General features: G+C 37.1%; 11 protein-coding genes. 4 read left to right on the top strand and 7 right to left on the bottom strand.

What is annotated here, in order from left to right; genetic code table 11:
• Nucleotides 1-394 precede the first annotated feature (394 nt).
• From LBQ60_21320 to LBQ60_21310, 3 genes are all read left to right on the top strand, one after another.
• Nucleotides 395-1,246, top strand: coding sequence for a bifunctional methionine sulfoxide reductase B/A protein (locus LBQ60_21320; GenBank protein MDR2040465.1), 852 nt, complete (start codon nt 395-397; stop codon nt 1,244-1,246).
• Nucleotides 1,247-1,369: 123 nt separating this feature from the next.
• On the top strand, nt 1,370-2,563 hold the full coding sequence (locus LBQ60_21315; protein MDR2040464.1) for a PAS domain-containing sensor histidine kinase: 1,194 nt from the start codon (nt 1,370-1,372) through the stop codon (nt 2,561-2,563).
• 181 nt (nt 2,564-2,744) lie between these two features.
• Nucleotides 2,745-3,485 carry a M48 family metallopeptidase gene (locus LBQ60_21310; GenBank protein MDR2040463.1) on the top strand — a complete coding sequence of 247 codons (741 nt, stop codon included), beginning with the start codon at nt 2,745-2,747 and terminating at the stop codon, nt 3,483-3,485.
• Here the strand turns inward: LBQ60_21310 and LBQ60_21305 are convergent.
• Together LBQ60_21305 and LBQ60_21300 are read right to left on the bottom strand one after the other, a co-directional pair.
• The gene (locus LBQ60_21305) at nt 3,464-4,318 is read right to left on the bottom strand and encodes a DUF1460 domain-containing protein (GenBank protein MDR2040462.1); all 855 of its coding nucleotides are present in this window, start codon (nt 4,316-4,318) and stop codon (nt 3,464-3,466) included. The genes LBQ60_21310 and LBQ60_21305 overlap by 22 nt on opposite strands.
• 2 nt (nt 4,319-4,320) lie before the next feature.
• Complete coding sequence (locus LBQ60_21300; GenBank protein ID MDR2040461.1) at nt 4,321-5,712, bottom strand: MATE family efflux transporter; 1,392 nt, start codon at nt 5,710-5,712, stop codon at nt 4,321-4,323.
• 161 nt (nt 5,713-5,873) lie between these two features.
• On the opposite strand from LBQ60_21300, the gene LBQ60_21295 reads away from it, so the two are divergent.
• Nucleotides 5,874-6,830 carry a calcium/sodium antiporter gene (locus tag LBQ60_21295; GenBank protein ID MDR2040460.1) on the top strand — a complete coding sequence of 319 codons (957 nt, stop codon included), beginning with the start codon at nt 5,874-5,876 and terminating at the stop codon, nt 6,828-6,830.
• 136 nt (nt 6,831-6,966) lie between these two features.
• On the opposite strand, the gene LBQ60_21290 is transcribed toward LBQ60_21295, so the two are convergent.
• The 5 genes from LBQ60_21290 to LBQ60_21270 all read right to left on the bottom strand — a co-directional run.
• On the bottom strand, nt 6,967-7,422 hold the full coding sequence (locus LBQ60_21290; GenBank protein ID MDR2040459.1) for a hypothetical protein: 456 nt from the start codon (nt 7,420-7,422) through the stop codon (nt 6,967-6,969).
• A 32-nt stretch (nt 7,423-7,454) separates the two neighbouring features.
• A complete protein-coding gene (locus LBQ60_21285; GenBank protein ID MDR2040458.1) occupies nt 7,455-7,898 on the bottom strand; it encodes a hypothetical protein in 444 nt (147 codons plus the stop codon).
• Between the two features lie 295 nt (nt 7,899-8,193).
• A complete protein-coding gene (locus tag LBQ60_21280; protein MDR2040457.1) occupies nt 8,194-8,466 on the bottom strand; it encodes a hypothetical protein in 273 nt (90 codons plus the stop codon).
• A gap of 378 nt (nt 8,467-8,844) precedes the next feature.
• Nucleotides 8,845-9,189 carry a hypothetical protein gene (locus LBQ60_21275; protein MDR2040456.1) on the bottom strand — a complete coding sequence of 115 codons (345 nt, stop codon included), beginning with the start codon at nt 9,187-9,189 and terminating at the stop codon, nt 8,845-8,847.
• Nucleotides 9,186-9,540: IS1595 family transposase (locus tag LBQ60_21270; GenBank protein MDR2040455.1), on the bottom strand; the 355-nt coding region annotated here is incomplete at its 5' end. The genes LBQ60_21270 and LBQ60_21275, both read right to left, overlap by 4 nt.

Below are 9,540 nucleotides of genomic sequence, written 5' to 3'. Positions count from 1 at the left end.
CTGACTACAGGCATTGAGCATACATGCCATCAATAATAACGCAGCGGTATATTTCATTTGAATATAATTTATTACGCTTCCGCTCCATGAGAACGCTAGCGCAAAGTTGATTTTTAATGGTCAAATGGAACATCCTAAACCTTTATTCATGCGTGTTTGCGCACGAAGTATATGGATGTTTCATTTTGGTATTGTTTTGAATATAAGCACCACAAAGGAAACCAAAATAATTGAAAACAACAATATGATAATTAAGCAATTATTATATACGATCTTACAAAAGATTTGTAACAAATGAAATCCTGAACACGTATAATACAAATACAGAGTAAGTCACAAGAAATAAATGAGTACGAGAATATTTTTAATCTTGATTTTCTTAACCGGAAGTATCATGGCACAGAAAAAAGAATTGACACCACAGGAAAAGCGTGTAATTATCGATAAAGGAACAGAAGCCCCTTTCTCGGGAAAGTATTATCATTTCAATGAGAAAGGAACATATGTATGTAAACAATGTGGTGCGCCTCTGTACCATTCAGAAGATAAGTTCGAATCCGGCTGTGGATGGCCCAGTTTTGATGATGAAATCAAAGGGGCGGTACAACGTGTTCCGGATGCGGATGGTCGCCGGACAGAGATCATTTGTGCAAAATGCGGTGCACATCTGGGGCATGTATTTCTGGGTGAAGGACTCACTCCTAAACAAACCCGGCATTGTGTTAATTCCATATCTATGGAATTTGTCCCTGCAAAGGATGTAAAATTGGATACGGCTGTATTTGCCGGTGGTTGCTTTTGGGGAGTGGAGTATTATATGAAAAAGATACCCGGCGTTATCAGCGTGGAATCAGGATATACGGGTGGAACACTTAATAATCCGTCATATAAAGATGTTTGTATGAAAACAACAGGTCATGCCGAAGCCGTACGGATACTTTTTGATCCGTCAAAGACCGATTATGAAACTTTGGCAAAAGCTTTTTTTGAAATTCATGATCCCACGCAAGTCGACAGGCAAGGACCGGATATCGGAGATCAATACCGTTCTGAAATATTTTATACCACGCCCGAACAGAAGCAAATTGCCGAACGGTTGATAAAACAGCTCGAGAAAAAAGGATATAAAGTAGCTACGACAGTTACTCCGGCATCCAGATTCTGGGTAGCTGAAGATTATCATCAGGATTATTATGATAGAAAAGGTACCCTTCCCTATTGCCATGGCTATACCAAACGCTTTTAATGAAATCATCATTTGATGGTTGAAACATTTTCCGGTTTTTTTCGTAAAATAATATTAAACGATATATCTTTGTCTATTAATGTGTAGGGGTTTATCGATGGGGTATAAAAAGGAGGTTTTAAAATGAGGGGTTCGCTTCTTACTTGTTTTGCTTCGGCGGAAAGATCGCCTCAGGATGAGATCCTGAGACAACACAGTATTATTACAGATAATAAAGACTTAATTGTTTTCCTGAATGGTATTGTTTCTATGGTGACCGTGTTGAACAGCAACCGGCAGGTAGTGTTTGCAAATAGCCAAACACTGTCGGCCATTGGTGTAGATGATGAGAACCTAATATTGGGGCAGCGTTTGGGAGAAGTCTTTGGATGTGAACATGCACATGAAGTGAACGGTTGCGGCACCTCACCTCATTGTAGTGTGTGCGGGGCTGTACGCACCATGTTGTTGTGCAAGAATAAGGCGCAGTCTATAGATGAATGTAGCCTGACCAATGGATCGACAAAAACATCTTTGGATTTAAGGGTACATTCGACATATACCACTGTTAATAACGAAAATTTTATTATTTGCTCCCTGTTTGATATCAGCGATGAAAAACGGCGCGGAGTAATGGAACGCATCTTTTTTCATGACATCATGAATACGATTAACGGCATCAATGGGATCGCACAGGTATTGAAAAAAGTAGACCCAAGCAAGCAGGACTTATATATGTCACATCTGACCCGCATGCTTGATTCATTGGTGGATGAAATTAATTCCCACAGGGTTTTGACACTTGCCGAAAAAGATGAATATAAAATAAAATACCAGGAGTTACATTCATTGGATTTTCTGATTGAAGAAATGGAAAATCTAAATAAAGCAGCCGCTCTTGAAATGAAAGAAATACGTATCTCACCGGATTCTGAAGATCATGTTTTTTGTTCAGACAAAGTTTTACTGTCCAGGGTTTTATGCAACATGATAAAGAATGCATTAGAGGCTGAATGTGCAGGAGCCGTTATAGAAATAGGTGTTCATAAAGGCGACGATGATAATTTACATTTCCATGTTCATAATGATGCTGTGATGAGCCGCAAAACAAGCCTGCAGGTTTTTAGCCGGTCATTTTCCACAAAAGGTGAAGACAGGGGGCTGGGTACTTACAGTATGAAATTACTTTCTGAAAAATACTTAAACGGCACCATCGGATTTGTCAGTAATAAAGTTACAGGAACGGTGTTTACAGTAAAAATACCTGTATCAGTAATGGTACAAAATCGCCCTGAAAATTTAACAGGAAGCGAAATAAAACTGAATGCCGATATATAAAAACTTAAACTTCCATACTAAGTATGGATGGAACCAACACTTAATTTTTAGTTACTTTGCGTTGTGGGTTCAATTATATTGCCAGTATTATAGTGCTACATATTATCCATAAAACAAAAGGCCATCCGATTCACAGACAGATAGACTAAAATCTTTTATCCACCCGGAAAGACCGCGATTTATGCCTTTCTTTAATAAGTCAACCAGTCAAACCATACATTTTCCACAAATAGGCGAAGTGCTATTTGTATTCAGTCCGAAATCACGGAGTATCCGTATTTCATTAAGACCATTCGGTGGTATTAAAGTTTCCGTCCCCCGGCGTGTCCCGGTAAAACAAGCCATCAACTTCGTAGAACAAAAAGCTGATTGGATACTCAAAGCAAAAGAAAAAATAGAACAACAGGAAAGAAAATCCACTATTTTCACACCAGATACAGTTTTCTACACATCACAGTTACAACTTCAGTTATTGCCCTGGAAGTCTGAAAAATTCAGGGTACATGCTACCAAACATCACTTGCAGATATTTTATCCGCAGGAGATAGATCTATCCTCCGACAAGTCTCAGGAAATCATCAAAAAATACATTACCGAAAGGATCAGAAAAGAAGCGAAAGAATTCTTACCGGAACGGACGGAGCAACTGGCCCGGAAATGCGGATTTTCATATAATAGTGTGACTGTAAAGAATGTTAGCTCCCGTTGGGGAAGTTGTTCGGCTTCCAACCATATCAACCTGAATATCCATCTGATGCGTTTACCCCTTCATTTAAGGGATTATGTAATAGTACATGAATTGGCGCACACCATCCATAAAAACCATGGGGTCAACTTCTGGAAATGCCTGGATAACCATACGGAAGGAAAAGCAAAACAACTGGCCGCAGAAATGCGGCACTACCATGCTAAATGGTTCTGACCGGATGCTGTGAGCCTTGCCACAATTATGCCGGAATGATTCTTACGTTTAGCAAGGTAATCGTGCAGGCTTTCGGTAGAGACCAATATTTTTTTCATTTCAGAAGAAGCATGCAGTAAATGTATGGTTTCTTTTTTGCGGAAAGCAAAACCTACATGGGAGACATCCAGACCATTGATATGTGTGGTAATGGCAATGATATCACCATGTTGTATTTCTTCTCCCGAAGCCCTTACCTGTTCCTTAGGAATATAATAAAGCGTATACTGATTCACGTTCTTCTCAATATTTCTGATGCCTGCACACCATTCAGGGTGTGCTTTTAAAGCAGGATATAATCTACAGTGGGAAGACATGAAAGAAAGTTCAGGCTTAAATTTTTCTGAACGTGAGAGTTGCGGCAATGAAACGATCCCCTTTTGTTGGTTATTATACAACCATTCACTGGTGTAATGCAGCCGGGACAAATAACCGTCAACTATACCATCGCGGTAGCGTACCTGTTGAAGGATAGAACAGAAATGCGTAAAAGAATGATCCTTATTTTGTAGCATTAATTGCAGGGCAATAACAGTCTCCATAAATGTAAAACAATCCATTTCCCTCAGGTTCACCCTCAATCGTTCAACAGAATCTCCCTCCAGGGTTCCCTCGACATAAGGAATATCAAGGAAGAATCCTGCAGTACGGATAATATCATTATCCCCGGACCGGGTATATTCCAGAAAACTGTTAAAAACTGACGTGTCTTCCTCCTGATATAACGTCTGGGCAATACCGGAATAAAAATCCAACACTCCTATTAAAAGAAAAAATATTGTTTTTTGCATCATGATCAATTGCTTACCGGACCGGGAATATCCAACGGAGCGTCTAAGACAGGATCATTCGGCTTAATGACACCTTTGCTTTTCCATCTTCCGGTCCGGTAATATAAAAAAGCCGCTATTGCCCCGATTACCCATCCAATAGGAATAGCCCACCAAATGCCGTCCGGACCCATATAGCGGGAGAGAACGGTAGCTACAGGGATACGTACCAGCCAAAGCGAAAGCAGGGTGATGAACATAGATACCACTGTATCGCCGGCACCACGCATTACTCCGTTGAAAACGAACATCATGGAAAATACTGCATAAAATGTGCCAACGATCAACAGGTAACGGCTACCTATTTCTATTACATTGATTTCAGCACCGGTTGCAAACCATTGCATGATCGTATACCTGAAAACTACAATCAGGATAGAAATCACCAGGGAAATAACTGTGGAAATTCCTAAAGCAGCGCGTAGACCATGAGAAACACGATGAAATTTACGGGCACCGACATTCTGTCCGACAAAAGCGGCGATTGCCATGGAAAAAGTCATAGCCGGTGCGGAAGCCAGCGAATCGATACGGCCGGCAATAGAATATGCTGCCAAAACATCACTGTCAAAAATATTGACAATCCGTAACAAAGCCATCATACCGACAGCTACCAGTGCCTGCTGAACACCATTAGGCAATCCGATACGGATGCTGTTCCTGAAAATATCAAGGTCAAAATTACGGGGACGGAATCGGATACGAATAATGGAATGTTTCCGGTTGAGCCAGGCAATCATAGCAATGGCCGTGATTAACTGGGCAAGCACAGTAGCCCATCCTGCTCCTGCAATTCCCCATTCCAATACCGGAACAAATAACAGCACGAGCAATACATTCAGTACGGACGAAACAATCATGTAATAAAGCGGGGTCTTCGAATCACCCAATCCACGCAGGATGGAACTTAAGATATTGATGCCGAATAAGGGGATTATGCCTATAACATTGATCTGGAAAAAGATGTGCGCCTCGGTCAATACATCATCGGGTGTGTTTACCATACGAAGCAATGGCTCACTTAATAATAATCCGATGATCGTGATCAGGAAGGCGGCAATCAATACAAAAATAATGACCGTATCAATGGCCCGTTTTACTTTTTTAATGTTCTTCGCACCAAAATACTGGGCAATAATAATCGTACATCCGGTAGCAATACCGATAATAAAGGAAACAAGGGCAAATATCACAGGGCTGGATGCACCAACTGCAGCCAAAGCTTTTGTCCCCAGAAAATTTCCGACAATATAAATATCCGCTACATTATACAACTGCATCAGTATATTGCCGATCAGCATCGGAACAGCAAATTTGAGCAATAACCTCCAGGGCGTACCTTTTGTGAAATCCAGCATGATACTGTGAGTGCTTTGAACGGGCAGAAGGAAAGATCTGCCTGATTAGCTGTCAAAATTACGAAAAATCGGCTTATTAGATGGCTTATTGACTAAAACAGGTATATCACTTTTAAAGTCCGGTAATATTTCTATTTTTGCATCCTCATTCCAAACACGTTATGCTTTTAGATATTCTTTGGCTACTTATAGGCTTTATCGCATTGATTTACGGAGCAGATAAACTGGTGGACGGAGGATCTGCCCTGGCCATCCGGCTGAACATCCCGAACATTGTGATCGGATTAACCATTGTGGCTTTTGGCACTTCTGCGCCTGAATTGGTGGTCAACCTGATCTCCTCTTTTGAAGGACAATCCGCACTGGCCTTCGGAAATGTGATGGGGAGTAATATCTTCAATATCCTTGCTATCCTTGGATTAACAGCCATTATCTATCCTGTCGGTATTAAGAAAAATACCATCCGGATAGAAATTCCCCTGACTTTCCTTGCAGCCATTCTAGTGCTGATCATGTTCATGAATCAACATTGGTCCGATCCGCCCCAGTATATTATTACACGTTGGGAAGGGATCATTCTTCTGATCTTTTTTTGCGGCTTTATGGCTTATACTATTCATCTGGCAAAAAAGGGAGAAAATGAGGAGATCCCTATCAAACACTATTCTGTATTAAAATCCGTATTGCTGATCGTTTTAGGTTTAGCCGGACTGATCATCGGCGGACAACTATTGGTCAGGGGAGCCGTGAATATTGCCGAATCGTTGGGTGTTTCCCAGCGCATCATTGCCATTACTATTGTTTCTGTAGGAACTTCGCTCCCGGAGTTAGCCACTTCCATTGTAGCAGCCCGTAAAAAAAATGTAGACATGGCAGTGGGAAATGTTGTCGGTTCAAATTTATTCAACACATTCCTGGTATTAGGCGCTTCTGCAACAGTAATGCCTGTACGCGTGACCTGGGAAAGCATTACAGATGTAACGGTTAACATACTGGCCTCTTTATTGCTCTTTATGTTCATTTTCTTCAGCAAAAAACAACAATTGGGAAGATGGAGCGGATCCTTGCTACTTCTGGTCTATGTGGCTTATATCATATTTTTGATCCTCAGAAGATAACAAATATTTGCCCTCTTAAAATCGAGGAAGTTATAACATATGCAAAGACGAATAAAAATATTCATGATGAATATTTTTAGGCAACTATATACAACTTGACAGTAAGAAAAAATTTACTAATTCAATATGCTCATTTTTACAATGAACATAATTCTTGTTCATATTTGCAAGTAGTCTTTTTACAGGTTACTTTTTTTAATTCCTCTAGACAACCAGTAACATCGTGACAATATAATAGTTGTTTCTTAAATTCATCTATAAAATCACGTAACAAATCCTTTAACTCTTCTTTAGATATATCCATTTTAGAAAAAGAACCATTTTTGGGATAAATATTCAAAAAGCAAACAATTTCTTTAGAAGATGAAATCAAGAAAATTAATCTATAACCATCACTTTTACTTAATCTTTTGAAACTATCTTGAACTCGTAATTTTATTACTTTATATTCTTCATCTTGATAGATCATATCTCTAGAGTCCCATATCTCTTGCTCTTTTTTTATTTTATCTTTTTTGTCTAAAAAACAGCTGCAAAGATCTTGATTAACAGAACAATATTCTTTTCTCTTAGCCTTTAGTAATTTTCCCAATGATACCCTAAATGTGTTTATAGAAAGAAATATCATTTTTTAAAGATAAGATTTATTTCCTTTGATATAGCTTTAAATTCATCATCTTCAGGAAGATCTATAAAAAATAAATTCATATCATGGATAAATTCTTGAAGTTCTTTTAAAGTATTATGATATTTGAAAACATTTTGCTTAATCCCAGGATAAAAACTACCTTTTCTTAATGTGATATAAAAGCTTGAAACAGTTTTTTTTAAACTTATTAAGTCTGGTTCTATTTGAATATATCCGTCTTTAGCAAGAATTTCTTTTGAATTGTATAAATCATTTATACATTCACTTAATAAATTGTTAGCTTTATCTGTTAATTTCCTTACACTAAGAATAGAATCTAACAATGAATTGACATTATCATCTATAGATCTTTTAGAATTAATTGATTCTTGAAGTGTATAACCTATTTTTGATTTAATAACTTCTACACAATTATTCATTTCATATGTTGTTATAAGCGTCTGATTAATAAAGTAAAAACAAATAATTCTTAATAGTCATTCATGTCTTTTATATTATAGTATAATAAATACATTTGACTCTATTTGTTCATTACAAGATCACATATGCAAAGATATGAATATTTTCATTAAAAAATATAATTATTATATTTATACTATCAAAATCTAATATAATAGCTATTATTCGAATAATAACATATTTTAGATTTTTACTATATAGAAAAATTAATAATCAATCTCTTAAATGTAATTGTTTATTTGAAAAGAAACAAATTTAATTTTGACTTTTCCTTATTTCTTCTCTAATTTTTTCATCTTCTGTAATCCGTTTAATCCGTTCTTCTTTTGTTGTATCTATACATAACAAGATAAACATAACAATTAGAGGAGAGATAACAAAAAATGAAAGAACAATCCAACCGGCAGTATTTCTTCCTCTTTGTTGTGCCATAACTCCAACAATAACAAGTAAAATAATCGTAAAAACAACAAAAATTGTTACTCGATATTCAAATAGTTTAATTAAAAATTCTCCTGAACTCACCATGATTTTTTAGTTTGTCTCTCATGCAACCTCGGAGAGTGTTATAAATGAAGAAGTGGGCTGCTACCCATATCCTCGTAAGGTATCACCAAACACCTAATACGTACATGAATAAAACAACCCACCCTATATTGAGAGAGTCATTGTGCCTGTACGTATTTTTGTTAAAGTTTTGGTGATTTTAACGAGGAGTCGGCACTTCTTATTTTCAAGGAACAAATATACTAAATAATCTCTTTTTCTTTTCTTCGTCTATATTATAAAGCTTATATTTGTATTGATTAATAAAATCCAAATGAAACCAAAAATTAGAATACCAATTGATTGTAGTAAATGTGGAGATTCATATGCAATCCAAGATGAAAATGGACTTCTTTTTTGTCAAGAATGCAACGAATTAATTGCTCTTGGAGGCTTTGTCCAACCAAATAAAAAAATGTCTCTTGATACCTCATCTTCTAATTCAGCCAAGGAAGAATTGTAAATATGATCCAATTCATGTTCAATTTCTTCATTAGAATGAAGGTTATCTGTCTTATTATTTTCTCTTTTTCTTTTTTCTACTGAAAGAAGTATATCACGAGCCTCACTTCTCGTATACTTTTGTCTGAATTCTATTCGATAATAATATCGTGCTTTATATCTTTTTTGACTTTCTATCTTATGTGATATAGCAACTTTCAGAAAATCCTCAAACTCTTCACCTGTACCTTTTTTCTTTTTCATGCCGCTACTAAATCATTATATGTCATACTGTATCCTCTCGTTACACTTAACAAGAAGTTAAACTTATCACTGTCACTAATCATACGGGTATTGTATCTGAATACAAATTCATCTACGTATTTCTGTAAATGCTTTTTACTCATGTAATGATATATCCCTATGTAACCTCTTTTCAATAAACTCCAGAAGCCCTCAATCGTATTGGTGTAACAGTCACCATCCACATACTGCCCTTTACTATGATCAACCTTAGAATGGTTGTATAGTTTATTCACTATGTGATATCCGATCCATTGGTCCGTGTGTAAGATTGCAGAACGATGGACATACTCTTTTATCAGAGGTGTCAGT

The sequence above is a fragment of the Bacteroidales bacterium genome (genome assembly GCA_031275285.1).
In the GTDB taxonomy this organism is placed as follows: domain Bacteria; phylum Bacteroidota; class Bacteroidia; order Bacteroidales; family UBA4181; genus JAIRLS01.
Note: the sequence above shows the minus strand (reverse complement) of the source record. Positions and strands in the feature narration are given on the sequence as shown.

Bases quoted from the DNA above. Each gene is read 5' to 3' on its own strand.
- LBQ60_21275 (MDR2040456.1), bottom strand. From the start codon at position 9,189: ATGAAAAAGAAAAAAGGTACAGGTGAAGAGTTTGAGGATTTTCTGAAA.
- LBQ60_21315 (MDR2040464.1), top strand. From the start codon at position 1,370: ATGAGGGGTTCGCTTCTTACTTGTTTTGCTTCGGCGGAAAGATCGCCT.
- LBQ60_21280 (MDR2040457.1), bottom strand. From the start codon at position 8,466: ATGGTGAGTTCAGGAGAATTTTTAATTAAACTATTTGAATATCGAGTA.
- LBQ60_21300 (MDR2040461.1), bottom strand. From the start codon at position 5,712: ATGCTGGATTTCACAAAAGGTACGCCCTGGAGGTTATTGCTCAAATTT.
- LBQ60_21285 (MDR2040458.1), bottom strand. From the start codon at position 7,898: ATGAATAATTGTGTAGAAGTTATTAAATCAAAAATAGGTTATACACTT.
- LBQ60_21310 (MDR2040463.1), top strand. From the start codon at position 2,745: ATGCCTTTCTTTAATAAGTCAACCAGTCAAACCATACATTTTCCACAA.
- LBQ60_21305 (MDR2040462.1), bottom strand. From the start codon at position 4,318: ATGATGCAAAAAACAATATTTTTTCTTTTAATAGGAGTGTTGGATTTT.
- LBQ60_21320 (MDR2040465.1), top strand. From the start codon at position 395: ATGGCACAGAAAAAAGAATTGACACCACAGGAAAAGCGTGTAATTATC.
- LBQ60_21295 (MDR2040460.1), top strand. From the start codon at position 5,874: ATGCTTTTAGATATTCTTTGGCTACTTATAGGCTTTATCGCATTGATT.